Origin of the sequence: Streptomyces sp. V4I2 (genome assembly GCF_030817655.1) — a bacterium.
GTDB lineage: Bacteria > Actinomycetota > Actinomycetes > Streptomycetales > Streptomycetaceae > Streptomyces > Streptomyces plumbiresistens.
Genome location: NZ_JAUSZM010000003.1, coordinates 7,153,921 through 7,168,601 on the forward strand (window position 1 = coordinate 7,153,921; position 14,681 = coordinate 7,168,601).

The following is a 14,681-nucleotide window of genomic DNA, read 5'->3' on the forward strand; positions in this document are numbered from 1 at the left end:
CGTGGACCTGGAACAGCCTTTGCCTTCAGTTCGCCGGGGAGCGGCTTCGGCTTGTTTGCATTGCGGAATGGACCACATCACGTTGCTGGTGGTCGTCGTCATCGTCACGGCGCTCGCCTTCGACTTCACCAACGGCTTCCACGACACGGCGAACGCGATGGCCACGTCCATCGCCACGGGGGCGCTCAGGCCCAGAACTGCCGTACTGATCAGCGGGATCCTCAATGTGGTGGGCGCCTTCCTGTCCACCGAGGTGGCGAAGACGATCTCCGGCGGCATCGTGGACGACACCCTCGTCACGCCCGGGATGGTCTTCGCGGGCCTGGTCGGGGCGGTTCTGTGGAATTTGCTGACCTGGCTGGTCGGGCTGCCGTCGAGTTCGTCGCACGCGCTGTTCGGCGGGCTGATCGGGGCGGTGTGGGTCGGCGCCGGCTCCCAGGGCGTGCACTTCGACAAGGTGGTCGAGAAAGTGCTGATCCCGGCCGTGGCCTCGCCGGTGGTGGCGGGCGCCGCGGCACTGATCGCCACCTACCTCGCCTACCGGCTCACCACCCGGGCCCGCGAGAACTCGGTGACGAAGGGCTTCCGGCTCGGCCAGATCGCCTCCGCCTCCCTCGTCTCCCTCGCCCACGGAACGAACGACGCCCAGAAGACCATGGGCGTCATCACCCTCACCCTGATCTCGGCGGGGGCGCTCGGGCACGACGCAGGTCCGCCGGTGTGGGTGATCGCGTCGGCGGGGCTCGCCATCGGCCTCGGTACGTATCTCGGGGGCTGGCGGATCATCCGCACCATGGGCAAGGGCCTTACCGAGATCCAGTCGCCGCAGGGCTTCGCCGCGGAGACGTCCTCCACGACCGTCATCCTCACCTCCGCGCACCTCGGCTTCGCCCTGTCCACCACACAGGTGGCATCGGGCAGCATCCTCGGGGCGGGCCTCGGCCGGCGCCTCGCGGAGGTGCGCTGGGGCATCGCGGGCCGGATGGTGCTGGCCTGGCTGGTCACGCTGCCCGCCGCCGCGCTGGTCGGAGGCGTCTCCGCGAGCGTGGTCAAGCACGGCGGCAACGCCGGCACGGTCGTGGTCGCCCTCGTCGGCGCTGCCGTCGCCGCGGGCATCGTGGCCGTCTCCCGCCGCAACCCGGTGAGCGCGCACAACGTCAACGACGCCCACGAGGTCGCCCTCCGAGCCACCGAGCCGACGCGTGTCGGTACGGCCGCCTGAGCCAAGGGAGTTCACACCATGAGCATCGACTGGACCGCACTCGGCCAGGTCACCGCCGTGAGCATCGGTGTCACCGTCGCCGTGGTCGTCGTCTTCGCCCTCGGCATCCTCGGCCTCGCCCGCTTCGAGGGGGCGCGGGAGGGGAACGGCGGCACCTCGGCGGTCGGCCTCGCCCAGGCCGGCCTGTGCTTCCTCGCCTGCGAGGCGGTGGTGGCGCACGGGATCTGTCTGATCGTGCCGCAGTTCCACTGACACGGGCTTCAGGCAAGAGACCGGAACGGCGAACTCCGGCCGCCCGGCCTCTGTCGACGGGACACACGGCGGACGACCGCGCCTGAGTACGCGTACTCAGGCCGAGTGTGCCGCTCGGCCCTGGCGCGGCCGATCCGCGTTCCCCATGATGCAATCCTCCCTGCATCAGAAGAGGTACTCATGGGCTGTGACCTGCAGCTACGCTCCGCCACTTTGGAGGATCTCGAGTGGATCCACGAACTGCGTCACCGGGTGTACGCACAGGAGTTGGGCCAGCATGCGCCGGATCCGGCCGGGCGGCTGCGCGACGGACTGGACGGCGACAACGTCTACCTGGTCGCGGCGCGGGGCTCGGCACGCATCGGCTTCGTCAGCCTGACTCCGCCCTGGCTGGGGCGCTACGCGCTCGACAAGTACCTGACCCGTGACGAGCTGCCGCTGCTGACCGAGGACGATGTGTTCGAGGTGCGGATCCTCACCGTCGAGCCGCGCTGGCGGGCCTCCGCGGCGGCACCGCTGCTGATGTACGCGGCGCTGCGCTGGATCGCCGCCCGGGGCGGTCGCCGGGTGGTGGTGATGGGGCGCACCGAGCTGCTCGCCATGTACCGGGCCGCCGGCCTGCGCCCGGTCGGCCGTACCGTCCACAGCGGTGCGTTGACGTTCGAGGTGCTGACGGGCGACGTGACCGAGCTGACGAAGGCCACGATGGACCGCTACCGCACCACGCTGGAGCGTCTGCGGTCCGAGGTGGACTGGCGGCTGGACGTGCCGTTCGCACCCCGGCCGGACGGCTGCGAGCACGGCGGCGCCTCGTTCACGGCCGTCGGGACGGACTTCCGCAGCCTGCACCGGCGTCATCAGGTCGTCGCGGCCGACGTGCTGGACGCCTGGTTCCCGCCGGCCCCCGGAGTGCGGGCGGCGCTCGCGGACGATCCGGACTGGGCCGCCCGGACCTCGCCGCCGACCGGCGCCGAGGGACTGCTGGCGGAGATCGCCGCGGCCCGGGCGCTGCCGACCGGGACACTCGCGGTGGGCGCCGGTTCGTCCGACCTGATCTTCAGGGCGTTCGGCCAGTGGCTGACCCCGGAGAGCAGGGTGCTTCTGATGGACCCGGGCTACGGCGAGTACGCCCACGTCACGGAGCGGGTGATCGGATGCCGGGTGGACCGGTTCCGGTTGCGCCGCGAGGACGGCTGGCGGATCGATCCGGCCCGGCTGTCCGCTGCCGTCGCCTCCGGCCGCTACGACCTCGTGGTGGTGGTCAACCCGAACAACCCGACCGGACGCCACGCACCGGCCGCGGAACTGCGCTCCGTGATCGCCGCCGCACCGGCTCGAACCCGTTGGTGGATCGACGAGGCATACCTCGGCTATGTCGACATGGCCGAGTCGCTCGCCGGCCTCGCCGCGACGGACCCGCGGGTGGTGGTCTGCAGCTCGCTGTCCAAGATGTACGCCCTGTCCGGTATGCGGGCCGCGTACCTGGTGGCCGAGCCGACCACCGCGGCCCAGCTACGTCTGCGGACACCGCCCTGGCCGGTCAGCCTCCCGGCACAACTGGCCGCGGTGGCAGCCCTGCGCGACCCGGCGTACTACAGCGCCTGCTGGCTGCGCACCCACGCGCTGCGCCGGCAGCTCGCCGCCGACCTGGCCGACCTGGCCTGTTCGGACGAGGCCCTGGTGGTCGAGGAGGGCGTGGCGAACTTCCTCACCGTGACCCTGCCGTCCGGCGGGCCGAGCGCCGCACAGCTGGTGAACGAGTGCCGCCGCCGCGATGTCTACCTGCGCGACCTGTCGCCGATGTCCTCGGAGTACCAGGGCCGCACCGTCCGCATTGCCGTCAAGGACACCGCCGAGAACGCGCGCATCGTGGCCGCCTGTCAGGCCGCCCTGGACGTGCTGCTGCCGCGTGCGGCGGCCTCGCTCCCTTCGACGCCTGAGGGCGTTGCCGCCGCCGGAGCCGCTCGGTGATCACCGTGGCCTCCCTGGCGCCCTACCTCGGTGGGGCGCTGGCGCTCGGCGGCATCGCGGTGGCCGCGTCCCGGCGCCGCGAGCTGCTGATCCGGTGGTGCGCCTGGGCGGTCGGAGTGCCCCTGGTCACCGGTGCGTTCTGGCTGGGCCGTCCGGGCGCCGCGGCCGTCGCCATCGCGGTCGGGGTGATCGCGGTGCTGGAGTTCGGCGGGCTGATGCGGCTGGGCCGGCCGGACCGGGCGGTGCTGGCCGCGGCGGTGGCGGGCGTGGTGCTGACCGCCTGGCTGGCGCCCGGGCAGGAGCTCCGGGCGGCCGCGATCGGGGCGCTCGCGGTGGCCGCGGTGCCGCTCCTGGCCGGCGACGCCGACCACGGCCTGCACCGGCTCGGCGCCGGGCTCCTCGGGCTGGCCTGGCTGAGTGTGCTGGCCGCGCTGGTGCCGCTCGGGGCGAGTGCGCTGGCGTTGTTCGTGGCGGTCTCGGTCGCCGACATCGTGGCGTACTTCGCCGGTCAACGGCTGGGCGGGCCGCGGCTGTCGCCCCTCTCCCCGGCCAAGCGGTGGAGCGGGACCCTGGCCGGGGCCGCGGCCGGCCTCGGCGTGCTCGCCGTGCTGTCCGCGCTGAGCTGGCCGATGGCGGTTGCGGTGGCGGTCGGCGGCCCGGCCGGCGACCTGCTCGAATCCATGGTCAAGAGAGGTGTGCAGACGAAGGACGCCGGCCACTGGCTGCCCGGCTCCGGCGGCCTGCTGGACCGGATCGACTCGCTGCTCGTCGCGCTGGCCGTCCTGCTCGTTCTGCGCTGACCTGTGCCGAGAGCCCGACACTGGGCGGATCGCGACCAGGATGGGGCCGCGGCCGCATCCTCCGGCGTCGACGGTGAGGACGACGACGGCCGCCGCGGCGGTCAGGTCGCGGACGGCCTGCCGCCTGCCTCGGCGGGGAAGTCGTCGCTGCCGAGCAGCCGTTCGCCGACGTACGGGACGTGGGCGGCGGGGGACCTCGGGCGACCAGGCTCCTTCGCGCCGCTGATGGCGCGAGTGGTGGGCAGCGTGCCGTGCCGGCAGGGATCGGTGATCTCCTCGGCGCGCAGGGCGGCATGGGGCACGCGGCGGGCTGCGCGGGCCGACACGCCGAAGGGGCCCGACCGGAGTTCGTCCGGTCGGGCCCCTTCGGATTGCCCATAGACCCGCGATGGTGCACCGATCGCCGGTCGGGCGCAGGCTGACGGAAGGTCAGGCCTTCTTGGTCTCCCAGAAGATCTTGTCGATCTGGGCGATGTAGTCCAGGGCCTTCTGGCCCGTGGCCGGGTCGGTCGACGCCTTGGCGGCCGAGAGGGCCTTCAGGGCGTCGTTGACCAGCTGGTGCAGCTCCGGGTACTTCTCGAAGTGCGGGGGCTTGAAGTAGTCGCTCCACAGCACGGAGACGTGGTGCTTCGCCAGCTCGGCACGCTGCTCCTTGATGACGGTGGCGCGCGCCTGGAAGTGCGGGTCGTCGTTGGCGGCCATCTTTTCCTGGACGGCCTTGACCGACTCGGCCTCGATGCGGGCCTGGGCCGGGTCGTACACGCCGCAGGGCAGGTCGCAGTGGGCGCTGACCTTGACCTTGGGGGCGAACAGGCGGGAAAGCATGCGCAATCCTTCCTCGTGATCGTCTTCTCAGGTGCGACATTACTCCCCGAGGGAAGGGATTTCGCGAGTGCCCCCATGGGCTTAGGACAAAAGTCCGGGGTCAGACTGAGACTGGTGGAGGAACGGACCGGGGAGGTGCCGGCGATGCCGGAGCTGTCGCAGGAGACCGAGCGCAGGGGGGCCGTACTGCCTTTCGGGCTGGCCGAGGTGACCGGGCCGTCCATGGTGCCCACGCTCAGTCACGGGGATCAGCTCGTCGTGCAGTGGGGGGCTCGGGTCAGGCCCGGTGACGTGGTCGTCCTGCGCCATCCGTTCCAACAGGACCTGCTCGTCGTCAAGCGGGCCGCGCAGCGGCGCGAGGGCGGCTGGTGGGTGCTCGGGGACAACGCGTACGCCGGCGGCGACAGCACCGACTACGGGACCGTGCCGGACGAACTGGTGCTCGGCAAGGTCCGGTTCCGCTACCGGCCGCGCAGGCCGGATCAGCGCTCGCCGTTCGCCGCGGTGCGCTGGGCGCTGTCGGCCGCGAGGCCGGTCTTCTCCGACCGGTCGGCCTCCAGGCGCTTGCGGGCGCGGTAGGCCGCCACGTTGGCTCGGGTGGCGCAGCGGTCGGAGCAGTAGCGCCGCGAGCGGTTCGTGGACGTGTCGAGGTAGGCGTTGCGGCACGGCGCGGCCTCGCACAGGCCGAGGCGGTCGACGCCGTACTCCGTGAGGTGGAAGGCGAGGCCCATCGCCGCGATGGCCGCGTAGCCCGCGGTCGCGTTCGACGGGTGGTCCGCCAGGTGCATGTGCCACAGCGGGCGGCCCTCGTCGTCCCGGTAGTCGTGGCCGGAGATCTGCGGGCTCACCGGGAACTCCAGGAGGAGTGAGTTCAGCAGGTCGACGGCCAGGGTCTCGCTGTCGGCGTCCGCCGCCTCGAAGACCGCCCGGAGCCGGGCCCGTACGCCCCGGAAGCGGGTGACGTCGGCGTCCGTGGCGCGCCGGGCCACCCCTTCGTTGCCGCCGAAGAGGTCGTGGATTGCCTCGACGGATGTCAGCGCGTCCTTGCCCCGGGCCGGTTCCTCGCTGTTGACGAGTCGTACGGCGTAGTCCGAGTAATAGGCCAGTTCCACTTGTAGTCCTTACGGAGGCGTTCTATGGTCGTCGGGCGGTCGGGGTAACAGCCGGTCGTGCATCCAGGGTATTACGTGACGTCTATGACGTGACATCGTGACGGAGGGGCTCGATGACGGACACGAACACGGACACCACCACGGCCGGTACCGACTGGCAGGCCTGGCAGCAGAGCTGGGACCGGCAGCAGGAGTGGTACATGCCCGACCGGGAGGAACGCTTCCGGATCATGCTCGACATGGTCGAGGCCCTCGTCGGCACCGCCCCGCGCGTCCTGGACCTCGCGTGCGGCACGGGAAGTATCACGGCCAGGCTCCTCGCCCGGTTCCCGGAGGCCACCAGCACGGGCGTCGACCTCGACCCGGCGCTCCTCGCCATCGCCGAGGGCACCTTCGCGGGCGACGAGCGGGTCTCCCTCGTCACCGCCGACCTCAAGGATCCCGACTGGCCGTCGAGGCTGCCGTACGAGTCGTACGACGCCGTCCTGACCGCCACGGCCCTGCACTGGCTGCACAGCGATCCCCTCGCGGCCCTCTACGGTCAGGTCGCGGAACTCGTCCGCGACGGCGGTGTCTTCATGAACGCGGACCACATGATCGACGACACCACGCCCAGGATCAACGCGGCCGAGCGGGCGCGGCGGCATGCGGGCATGGAACAGGCCAAGGCCGACGGCGCCCTCGACTGGGCCGAGTGGTGGCAGGTCGCCGCCAAGGACCCCGTCCTCGCCGGGCCCACGGCCCAGCGCTTCGCGATCTACGGCGAGCACGCCGACGGCGACATGCCGCCCGCCGCATGGCACGCGCGCGTGCTGCGCGAGAAGGGCTTCGGGGAGGCGCGTCCGGTGTGGTGCTCGCCGTCGGACACGCTGCTGCTGGCGCTGAAGTAGCGCCGGAGAATACGGCAAGGGGCGGTACGGCGAAGGGCGGTACGGAAAGGGGCGGTACGGAGATCTCCGTACCGCCCCTGCTCTGTTCAGCCTCTGTTCAGCGAAGCGTCACAGCACCTTGGACAGGAACGACTGCGTCCGCTCGTGCTGCGGGTTCGTCAGGACGTCCCGCGGGTCGCCGGACTCGACCACCACGCCGTCGTCCATGAAGACCAGGCTGTCGCCCACCTCGCGGGCGAAGCCCATCTCGTGGGTGACGACGATCATCGTCATGCCGGACTCGGCGAGGTCGCGCATGACGTCGAGGACGTCACCGACCAGCTCCGGGTCCAGGGCCGAGGTCGGCTCGTCGAAGAGCATCAGCTTCGGGTCCATGGCCAGCGCGCGGGCGATCGCCACGCGCTGCTGCTGGCCGCCGGAGAGCTGCGAGGGATAGGCGCTCGCCTTGTCGGCCAGCCCCACGCGTTCGAGCAGCTGGCCCGCGCGCTCCCGGGCCTGTGCCCTGCTGATGCCCTTGACCTGGACCGGCGCCTCCATGATGTTGTCCATCGCCGTCATGTGCGGGAACAGGTTGAAGCGCTGGAAGACCATGCCGATGTCCCGGCGCTTGAGAGCGACCTCGCTGTCCTTCAGCTCGTACAGCTTGTCGCCCTTCTGGCGGTAGCCGACCAGCTCGCCGTCGACGTACAGACGGCCCGCGTTGATCTTCTCCAGGTGGTTGATGCACCTGAGGAACGTGGACTTGCCGGAACCGGAGGGGCCGATGAGGCAGAACACCTCGCCGGACTTCACTTCCAGGTCGATGCCCTTGAGGACTTCGACCAGACCGAAGGACTTGTGGACGCCCTCGGCCTTCACCATGGCGGTCATGCGGTGCCTCCCGCCGACGAGGAACGGTTCGACAGGGACAGCAGGTTCGCCCTGATCTTCTGGAACGGTGTCGCCGGCAGGCTGCGGCTGGAACCGCGGGCGTAGTAGCGCTCCAGGTAGTACTGGCCGACGCTGAAGATCGAGGTCAGCACCAGGTACCAGGCCGCGGCGAGGAACAGCATCTCGGCCGGGGCACCGGAGGTCTGGCCGATGTCCTGGGCGACGCGCAGCAGTTCCGAGTACTGGACGACGGACACCAGCGAGGTCGTCTTCAGCATGTTGATGACCTCGTTGCCCGTGGGCGGCACGATCACGCGCATCGCCTGCGGGACGACGATCCGACGCAGCGTCTTGCTGTGGCTCATGCCCAGCGCGTGCGACGCCTCGGTCTGGCCCTCGTCGACCGAGAGCAGACCGGCCCGGCAGATCTCGGCCATGTAGGCCGCCTCGTTGAGGCCGAGGCCCAGCAGCGCCGTCAGGAACGGGGTCATGAACTGCGACCACTCGTCCTTGTAGATCGGCCCGAGGTTGATGGTCTCGAAGACCAGGCCCAGGTTGAACCAGACGATGAGCTGGACCAGGACCGGGGTGCCGCGGAAGAACCAGATGTAGAACCACGCGATGGACGAGGTGACCGGGTTCTTCGACAGGCGCATCACCGCCAGCAGGATGCCGCCGACGACGCCGATCAGCATGCACAACACCGTGAGCAGCAGCGTCTTGCCCACGCCGCTGAGGATGCGGTCGTTGAAGAAGTAGTCCGGGATCGCCCCCCAGTTGATCCTGCCCTGGGAGAACGCGTAGATGACCCCGCCCAGCAGGGCGAGGGCGATGACGGCGGAGACGTACCGTCCGTAGTGACGGACCGGGATGGCCTTGATGGCCTCCGGGCCGGCCGGCGGGGTGTCCGCCGGCCCGTCCGTCTTGTCGATGTCAGCAGTCACGGGTGTTGCCTTTCAGTGGCCGCAGGCCGCGCGGTCACTTGCCGCCGTTGATGGTGGCTTCCTTGACGGCGCCGTCGGCGACGCCCCACTTCGTGATGATCTTGTCGTACTCGCCGTTCGCGATGATCGCGTCCAGCGCGGCCTTCAGGGCGTCCCGCAGCTGGGTGTCGTTCTTGGCGACCGCGATGCCGTACGGGGCGGCCTCGACCTGCTCGCCGACCAGCTGGAAGTCGTTGCCCCCGCCGGAGGTCTTCACGGCGTACGCGGCGACCGGGAAGTCGGAGGAACCGGCGTCGGCGCCGCCCGCGCGCAGGCGGGTCTGGGCCTGCTGGTCGTTGTCGAAGGCCTCGATGGAGATCGTCTTGCCGCCGGTGCACTTCTTGGCCTCGGCCTTGGCGAGGTCCTCGGAGACCGTGCCCCGCTGCACCACGATCTTCTTGCCGCACAGGTCGGACCAGGACTTGATGCCCTGGTCGTCGCCCTTCTTGGTGTAGATCGAGACACCGGCGGTGAAGTAGTCCACGAAGTCGACGCCCTCGCCGACCTTCTTGCCGGTGTCGGAGTCGACGCCCTCCTGGCGGTCCTTGGTGTCGGTCATCGCGGACATGGCGATGTCGTACCGGTCCGAGCGCAGACCCGTGATCAGCGTGTCGAAGGTGCCGTTCTCGAACTCGAACGTCACGCCGAGCTGCTTGCCCATGGCGGCCGCGAGATCGGGGTCGATGCCGACGGTCTTGCCGGAGCTGTCCTTGAACTCGACCGGCGCGTACGCGATGTCGGAACCGACCTTGATGACGCCCGCGTCGCGGATCTCCTTCGGCAGCTTGTCGGCCAGCGGGGCCGCGCTCGCCGAGGGGGTGTCGGTGCTGTCCGAACCGCTGTCACTGTCATTCGTCTGGTCACCGCAGCCGGTGAGCAGCAGCGCGCCTGCGACCGCGATCGCACCGACCGCTGCTAGCCGGGAGTGCGCGGCGGTCGTACGACGGGTGGAGCTTGCGGTCATGGTGGGTTCCTCCGGCGGATGGGTGGAGTTGCCGATGGGGCGGACGGCTGCCGATGGGTTCGGCAACTGCCATGGGACCTCGGCTGGTGCTTGGGTCCTGGGTCGACGAGAGCACACGTCTTCGAGTGTCGCGACCTCGTGTGATGACCGCATCTTGCCATTCGGACGAAGGCATTCAGGGGCGCAGCGATGTCAAAATCGGATAACGGGCGACACCCGAACCACACCAGGTCGGTACATCCCGACCGCACCATCTGCGGGAATCCTCCCTTCCGGCCGCAAGATCTCCGGTACATCTCGGGATGTGGACGCCGGACCGGTGCAGGTCGGAGCGGGTTGAGCGCCGTTCAAGCACCCGTCAAGCCGATCTTGAGAGCTTGTGCCGGTATGTCCCATGATTCATGTCACCGGGTGGGTGGCGGGCAAGTGGCCGGTAAGTGGATGTCCGCATTCCGCCATGTGACCTTGCACGTATTGGACTCGTCCTCGGTGCGGTCCGTCCGGTAAGAAGGTTCTTTACACCCCTCATCCGGGGCTCAGGGCGCGTGTGCGGCGCGCCCGTCGCGTATGGCTCGTACGTACCCCGTGCGGGTGCGGCACCAGATGCAGCAGATGCAGATGCAGCACAGGTGCAGCACTACCAGGGCCGTCCGCGGTGCCCGCCCACTTCTCAACCAGGAGTGGCCACCCTCAAACCATGAAGACCTAAGGGGTAAGACAAAGTGGCAGCGGAGATCGTCAATCCTCGCAGCGACAGCAGTACGGAGCAGGAAGGCGGGGCCGAGCCCCTCGATTCCATCGATCCGGCGTTCGCGCTGCACCGCGGCGGCAAGATGGCCGTGCAGGCCACCGTGCCGGTCCGCGACAAGGACGACCTGTCCCTGGCGTACACGCCCGGCGTCGCGAAAGTGTGCAGCGCGATCGCCGAGCAGCCCGACCTCGTCCACGACTACACGTGGAAGTCGTCGGTCGTCGCCGTCGTGACGGACGGTACGGCGGTGCTCGGACTCGGCGACATCGGTCCCGAGGCCTCCCTCCCCGTGATGGAGGGCAAGGCGATCCTCTTCAAGCAGTTCGGCGGCGTGGACGCGGTGCCGATCGCTCTGAACTGCACGGGCGTCGACGAGATCGTCGAGACCGTGGTCCGGCTCTCGCCGTCCTTCGGCGGCGTGAACCTGGAGGACATCTCGGCGCCCCGGTGCTTCGAGATCGAGCGCAAGCTCCAGGAGCGGCTGGACATCCCGGTCTTCCACGACGACCAGCACGGTACGGCGGTCGTGACGCTGGCGGCGCTGCGGAACGCGGCGAAGCTGACCGGGCGGGGTATCGGTGAGCTGCGGGTCGTCATCTCGGGCGCCGGTGCGGCCGGGGTCGCGATCGCGAAGATGCTGGTCGAGGCCGGTATCGGGGACGTGGCGGTGGCGGACCGCAAGGGGATCGTGTCGGGTGACCGGGACGACCTGACCTCGGTCAAGCAGGAGCTGGCCTCGTTCACGAACAAGGCGGGCATCACCGGGTCGCTGGAGGCCGCGCTGGAAGGCGCCGACGTCTTCGTCGGCGTGTCCGGCGGTACGGTGCCGGAGCCGGCGATCGCCTCCATGGCCAAGGGTGCGTTTGTCTTCGCCATGGCGAACCCGAATCCCGAGGTCCACCCCGATGTCGCGCACAAGTACGCGGCGGTCGTGGCGACGGGTCGGTCCGACTTCCCGAACCAGATCAACAACGTGCTCGCGTTCCCGGGGATCTTCGCGGGGGCGCTGCAGGTGCGGGCCTCCCGGATCACCGAGGGCATGAAGATCGCTGCGGCTGAGGCGCTGGCGTCGGTGGTCGGCGACGACCTTGCCGCGGACTACGTGATTCCGTCGCCGTTCGACGAGCGGGTTGCTCCGGCCGTGACGGCGGCTGTGGCCGCGGCGGCTCGGGCGGAGGGCGTGGCTCGGCGCTGAGGTTCTGTGCGGTGTGGCCCCGTCCGGTTGGACGGGGCCATTTTTTACCTGCGGGACCGGCTGTTCGGGTGGGTTGAGTGGGTTCGGGGGTGGGGCGGGTGATGCCTGCGGCGGCCTGTGCCGGGTGGGTGGGGGCGGGCGTAGCGCCTTGCGTTGGGTGGTGGGTCGGGGCCGCGCCGGGGGGTGTCCGTCCTCGGAACGGCGCGGAATCGGTCGGCCAGGGAGGTACCGGCGTGGACGCGCCAACCGCTGCGGGCGGACACCCCCCGACACGTCCCCTTCCCGCCGTACGCGACTGCGGGAGCGTCCACCTTCCGACCTTCCGACCGACCACCTCTCGGCGCATCGAGCCACCCGCCTGGGGCAGTCCAGTCCCCAGGCCGAAGCTCACCTCTCGGCTGACCAAGTCGGGTGGTGGGTGGAGGCCGTCCCGGACCGTTCCTCTGGACTGAGCAGGAGTGAGTCCGCTCAGCAGCACGCCCCGAACGGTCTTGGGCGCACTGGCCCCCGGCGTACTCAACCCCGGGGCAGCGACACGCATCTTGTGCGTGGTCCGATCCCGGGAGGCCAGCTCCCTGCGCGATCTGGCCGGATGGGCACGGCCAGAGGCGACGGGGAGGCCCTGAACCATCACTCCGGTGGAGCAGGGGCCCCGCACGCTGGCACCGCACCCGGCGTCCCAGATCGCAGGATCACCGTAGCCCGAACGGCCCAGGGCGCCGCAAGCCAGGGCGCCGATCATCACACGATCGAGCTAACTCGACCTCGTGCACGCTTCGCGGCGAACAGTTGGAACCCCGCCCACCCGCTGGGGGCGCAGCCCCCGGGGCGAGGTCCGCCTCTTGGCCGACCGAGACGGGTGGTGGGTGGGCATAGGCCTGGGGGTCTGGGGGCGGAGCCCCCAGCGGGGGTCCGTAGGCGTGCCGGGTGGGTTGACAAGAGGGTGTGTGTCACAGGGGTCGGCGGTTCCGCCCGCACGCCCGCAGCCCTATCGTCAAGGTCATGTTCGCTGTCTACGCCGCCCGAATCGACCGCGACCAGCCGCTCTCCGGTCTGGAGTTGGGGGAGCGCCCGGCTCCTGAACCCCGCCCCGGCTGGAGCGTCGTCGACGTCAGGGCCGCCTCCCTCAATCACCATGACCTCTGGTCCCTGCGAGGCGTGGGCCTCGCGGAGGACAAGCTGCCGATGATCCTCGGCTGTGACGCCGCCGGCGTCGACCAGGACGGCAACGAGGTCGTCCTGCACTCCGTCATCGGCCAGACCGGCCACGGCGTCGGCCCGAAGGAGCCTCGCTCCATCCTGACCGAGCGCTACCAGGGCACGTTCGCCGAGCAGGTCGCCGTACCGACGTGGAACCTGCTGCCCAAGCCCAAGGAGCTCTCCTTCGAGGAGGCCGCCTGTCTGCCCACGGCGTGGCTGACGGCGTACCGGATGCTCTTCACGAACGCGGGGGTCCGGCCCGGTGACTCCGTGCTCGTGCAGGGCGCCGGCGGCGGTGTCGCCACGGCCGCCATCGTGCTCGGCAAGGCGGCGGGGCTGCGGGTCTTCGCGACCAGCCGGGACGAGGCGAAGCGGAAGCGGGCCGTCGAGTTGGGGGCCGTGGAGGCGGTGGAGCCGGGGGCGCGACTGCCGCAGCGGGTCGACGCCGTGATCGAGACCGTCGGCGCGGCCACCTGGTCGCACTCGGTGAAGTCGCTGCGGCCCGGCGGCACGCTCGTCATCTCCGGCGCGACGAGCGGTGACCGTCCCTCGCACGCCGAGCTGACCCGGATCTTCTTCCTGGAACTCAAGGTCGTCGGCTCCACGATGGGCACCAAGGACGAACTGGAGGACCTCCTCTCCTTCTGTGCCGCCACCGGCGTACGTCCCGTCATCGACGAGGCGTTCCCGCTCGACCGGGCCCGCGAGGGCTTCGAGCGGCTGGAGTCCGGGGAGCAGTTCGGGAAGATCGTCCTCACGAACGGCTAGCAGGTCTTGGTCTCTGACGGTCGGTCCGGTTTTCGGGCCGGCCGTTTGGCTTGTCAACTTCGGTTGACGGGCGAGATGTGTCAATGTAAGTTGACGTCATGACCGAAGCAACGGATCTCGCCGAGCGCGCGGGCGACCGGGACCCCCGGATCGGCCTGCGGGCCGTCGCGGCGCTGCGCAGGCTGCTGGAGCAGTTGGAAGCGGTGCAGGTGCGCAGTGCGCGCAATCAGGGCTGGTCGTGGCAGGAGATCGCCGCGGAACTCGGTGTGAGCAGGCAGGCCGTGCACAAGAAGTACGGGAGGCATTGATGTTCGAACGGTTCACGAAGGACGCCCGGGACGTGGTGCGCGGGGCGGTCGAGTACGCCGAGGGAGCGGGCGCACAGGCCGTCGAGGCGGAGCACATGCTGCTCGCCCTACTGGACCGGAAGGCCTCCCGCGCCTCCTTCGGTCTGGCCGCACTCGGTCTCACCGACCGCAAGGAGTCCGTACGGTCCTCCCTGAGCGAGGCGCGGCGACGCGCGGGCCTCTCCCAGGCCGACGCCGACGCTCTGGCGGGACTGGGCATCGACGTCTCCGAGATCGTCGCCCGGGTGGAGGAGGTGCACGGCGTCGGAGCGATGTCCGGCGACCGCAAGGGCAAGGGCTGGTGGTCGGGGCGCCGCACCTTCGGCCGGGACGCCAAGGAGGTCCTGGAGAAGTCGCTGCGAATTGCCCTCGCCCGCCGCGACCGCCATGTCGGCGACGAGCACATCCTGCTGGCCCTGACGGCCCGCCCCGGCGTGCCCGCGGAGGTCCTCGCCGACCACGGCGTGACGTACGAGACGGTGACGCGCGTGCTGTACGGGGGCGGGGAGGCGAAGGCCGGCTGAGCGGGGC

Annotated in this window: 16 protein-coding genes; 10 read left to right on the top strand and 6 right to left on the bottom strand. The window is 70.3% G+C overall.

Annotated elements, in window-relative coordinates; translation table 11 throughout:
* The first annotated feature begins 67 nt into the window (after positions 1-67).
* From QFZ76_RS33875 to QFZ76_RS33890, 4 genes are all read left to right on the top strand, one after another.
* A complete protein-coding gene (locus QFZ76_RS33875) occupies positions 68-1,222 on the top strand; it encodes an inorganic phosphate transporter (protein WP_307677249.1) in 1,155 nt (384 codons plus the stop codon).
* An 18-nt stretch (positions 1,223-1,240) separates the two neighbouring features.
* Positions 1,241-1,474: a hypothetical protein gene (locus QFZ76_RS33880; protein ID WP_307677250.1), complete on the top strand. Its 234-nt coding sequence runs from the start codon at positions 1,241-1,243 to the stop codon at positions 1,472-1,474.
* Positions 1,475-1,654: 180 nt separating this feature from the next.
* Complete coding sequence (locus QFZ76_RS33885; protein WP_307677251.1) at positions 1,655-3,445, top strand: histidinol-phosphate aminotransferase family protein; 1,791 nt, start codon at positions 1,655-1,657, stop codon at positions 3,443-3,445.
* Complete coding sequence (locus QFZ76_RS33890; RefSeq protein ID WP_307677252.1) at positions 3,442-4,245, top strand: phosphatidate cytidylyltransferase; 804 nt, start codon at positions 3,442-3,444, stop codon at positions 4,243-4,245. The genes QFZ76_RS33885 and QFZ76_RS33890 overlap by 4 nt, the downstream gene beginning before the upstream one ends.
* A gap of 101 nt (positions 4,246-4,346) precedes the next feature.
* Here the strand turns inward: QFZ76_RS33890 and QFZ76_RS33895 are convergent, their stop codons facing one another.
* Entirely contained in the window at positions 4,347-4,571 is a 225-nt protein-coding gene (locus QFZ76_RS33895) for a hypothetical protein (protein WP_307677253.1), read from the bottom strand.
* 103 nt (positions 4,572-4,674) lie between these two features.
* The gene (gene sodN, locus QFZ76_RS33900; RefSeq protein WP_020123534.1) at positions 4,675-5,070 is read right to left on the bottom strand and encodes a superoxide dismutase, Ni; all 396 of its coding nucleotides are present in this window, start codon (positions 5,068-5,070) and stop codon (positions 4,675-4,677) included.
* 144 nt (positions 5,071-5,214) lie between these two features.
* Between sodN and sodX the strand changes: the two genes are divergently transcribed.
* Positions 5,215-5,649 carry a nickel-type superoxide dismutase maturation protease gene (gene sodX, locus QFZ76_RS33905; protein WP_266448091.1) on the top strand — a complete coding sequence of 145 codons (435 nt, stop codon included), beginning with the start codon at positions 5,215-5,217 and terminating at the stop codon, positions 5,647-5,649.
* On the opposite strand, the gene QFZ76_RS33910 is transcribed toward sodX, so the two are convergent.
* Positions 5,553-6,182: a CGNR zinc finger domain-containing protein gene (locus tag QFZ76_RS33910; protein ID WP_307677254.1), complete on the bottom strand. Its 630-nt coding sequence runs from the start codon at positions 6,180-6,182 to the stop codon at positions 5,553-5,555. The genes sodX and QFZ76_RS33910 overlap by 97 nt on opposite strands.
* Before the next feature lie 113 nt (positions 6,183-6,295).
* Here QFZ76_RS33910 and QFZ76_RS33915 point away from each other — a divergent pair, with 113 nt between their 5' ends.
* On the top strand, positions 6,296-7,072 hold the full coding sequence (locus tag QFZ76_RS33915; protein WP_307677255.1) for a trans-aconitate 2-methyltransferase: 777 nt from the start codon (positions 6,296-6,298) through the stop codon (positions 7,070-7,072).
* 108 nt (positions 7,073-7,180) lie between these two features.
* Here the strand turns inward: QFZ76_RS33915 and QFZ76_RS33920 are convergent, their stop codons facing one another.
* Genes QFZ76_RS33920 through QFZ76_RS33930 form a run of 3 tightly spaced genes read right to left on the bottom strand, consistent with a single transcriptional unit; the run spans position 7,181 to position 9,889 of the window.
* The gene (locus QFZ76_RS33920) at positions 7,181-7,942 is read right to left on the bottom strand and encodes an amino acid ABC transporter ATP-binding protein (RefSeq protein WP_307677256.1); all 762 of its coding nucleotides are present in this window, start codon (positions 7,940-7,942) and stop codon (positions 7,181-7,183) included.
* Positions 7,939-8,886 (bottom strand): amino acid ABC transporter permease, encoded by a 948-nt coding sequence (locus QFZ76_RS33925; protein WP_307677258.1) that lies wholly within the window; start codon positions 8,884-8,886, stop codon positions 7,939-7,941. Before QFZ76_RS33925 ends, QFZ76_RS33920 begins: the two co-directional genes overlap by 4 nt.
* 34 nt (positions 8,887-8,920) lie before the next feature.
* Positions 8,921-9,889: an ABC transporter substrate-binding protein gene (locus QFZ76_RS33930; RefSeq protein WP_307677259.1), complete on the bottom strand. Its 969-nt coding sequence runs from the start codon at positions 9,887-9,889 to the stop codon at positions 8,921-8,923.
* 722 nt (positions 9,890-10,611) lie between these two features.
* On the opposite strand from QFZ76_RS33930, the gene QFZ76_RS33935 reads away from it, so the two are divergent.
* The 4 genes from QFZ76_RS33935 to QFZ76_RS33950 all read left to right on the top strand — a co-directional run bounded on the left by QFZ76_RS33935 (position 10,612) and on the right by QFZ76_RS33950 (position 14,674).
* The gene (locus QFZ76_RS33935) at positions 10,612-11,835 is read left to right on the top strand and encodes an NADP-dependent malic enzyme (RefSeq protein WP_266433895.1); all 1,224 of its coding nucleotides are present in this window, start codon (positions 10,612-10,614) and stop codon (positions 11,833-11,835) included.
* A 1,002-nt stretch (positions 11,836-12,837) separates the two neighbouring features.
* The gene (locus QFZ76_RS33940; RefSeq protein WP_307677260.1) at positions 12,838-13,803 is read left to right on the top strand and encodes a zinc-binding dehydrogenase; all 966 of its coding nucleotides are present in this window, start codon (positions 12,838-12,840) and stop codon (positions 13,801-13,803) included.
* Positions 13,804-13,901: 98 nt separating this feature from the next.
* A complete protein-coding gene (locus QFZ76_RS33945; protein ID WP_067439455.1) occupies positions 13,902-14,111 on the top strand; it encodes a helix-turn-helix domain-containing protein in 210 nt (69 codons plus the stop codon).
* On the top strand, positions 14,111-14,674 hold the full coding sequence (locus QFZ76_RS33950) for a Clp protease N-terminal domain-containing protein (protein ID WP_307677261.1): 564 nt from the start codon (positions 14,111-14,113) through the stop codon (positions 14,672-14,674). The genes QFZ76_RS33945 and QFZ76_RS33950 overlap by 1 nt, the downstream gene beginning before the upstream one ends.
* Positions 14,675-14,681: the final 7 nt, after the last annotated feature.

What these genes read in the sequence shown, in the direction of transcription:
- QFZ76_RS33875 (WP_307677249.1), top strand. Translation starts at nt 68, where the DNA reads ATGGACCACATCACGTTGCTGGTGGTCGTCGTCATCGTCACGGCGCTC.
- QFZ76_RS33880 (WP_307677250.1), top strand. Translation starts at nt 1,241, where the DNA reads ATGAGCATCGACTGGACCGCACTCGGCCAGGTCACCGCCGTGAGCATC.
- QFZ76_RS33885 (WP_307677251.1), top strand. Translation starts at nt 1,655, where the DNA reads ATGGGCTGTGACCTGCAGCTACGCTCCGCCACTTTGGAGGATCTCGAG.
- sodN (WP_020123534.1), bottom strand. Translation starts at nt 5,070, where the DNA reads ATGCTTTCCCGCCTGTTCGCCCCCAAGGTCAAGGTCAGCGCCCACTGC.
- sodX (WP_266448091.1), top strand. Translation starts at nt 5,215, where the DNA reads ATGCCGGAGCTGTCGCAGGAGACCGAGCGCAGGGGGGCCGTACTGCCT.
- QFZ76_RS33915 (WP_307677255.1), top strand. Translation starts at nt 6,296, where the DNA reads ATGACGGACACGAACACGGACACCACCACGGCCGGTACCGACTGGCAG.
- QFZ76_RS33920 (WP_307677256.1), bottom strand. Translation starts at nt 7,942, where the DNA reads ATGACCGCCATGGTGAAGGCCGAGGGCGTCCACAAGTCCTTCGGTCTG.
- QFZ76_RS33930 (WP_307677259.1), bottom strand. Translation starts at nt 9,889, where the DNA reads ATGACCGCAAGCTCCACCCGTCGTACGACCGCCGCGCACTCCCGGCTA.
- QFZ76_RS33940 (WP_307677260.1), top strand. Translation starts at nt 12,838, where the DNA reads ATGTTCGCTGTCTACGCCGCCCGAATCGACCGCGACCAGCCGCTCTCC.
- QFZ76_RS33945 (WP_067439455.1), top strand. Translation starts at nt 13,902, where the DNA reads ATGACCGAAGCAACGGATCTCGCCGAGCGCGCGGGCGACCGGGACCCC.
- QFZ76_RS33950 (WP_307677261.1), top strand. Translation starts at nt 14,111, where the DNA reads ATGTTCGAACGGTTCACGAAGGACGCCCGGGACGTGGTGCGCGGGGCG.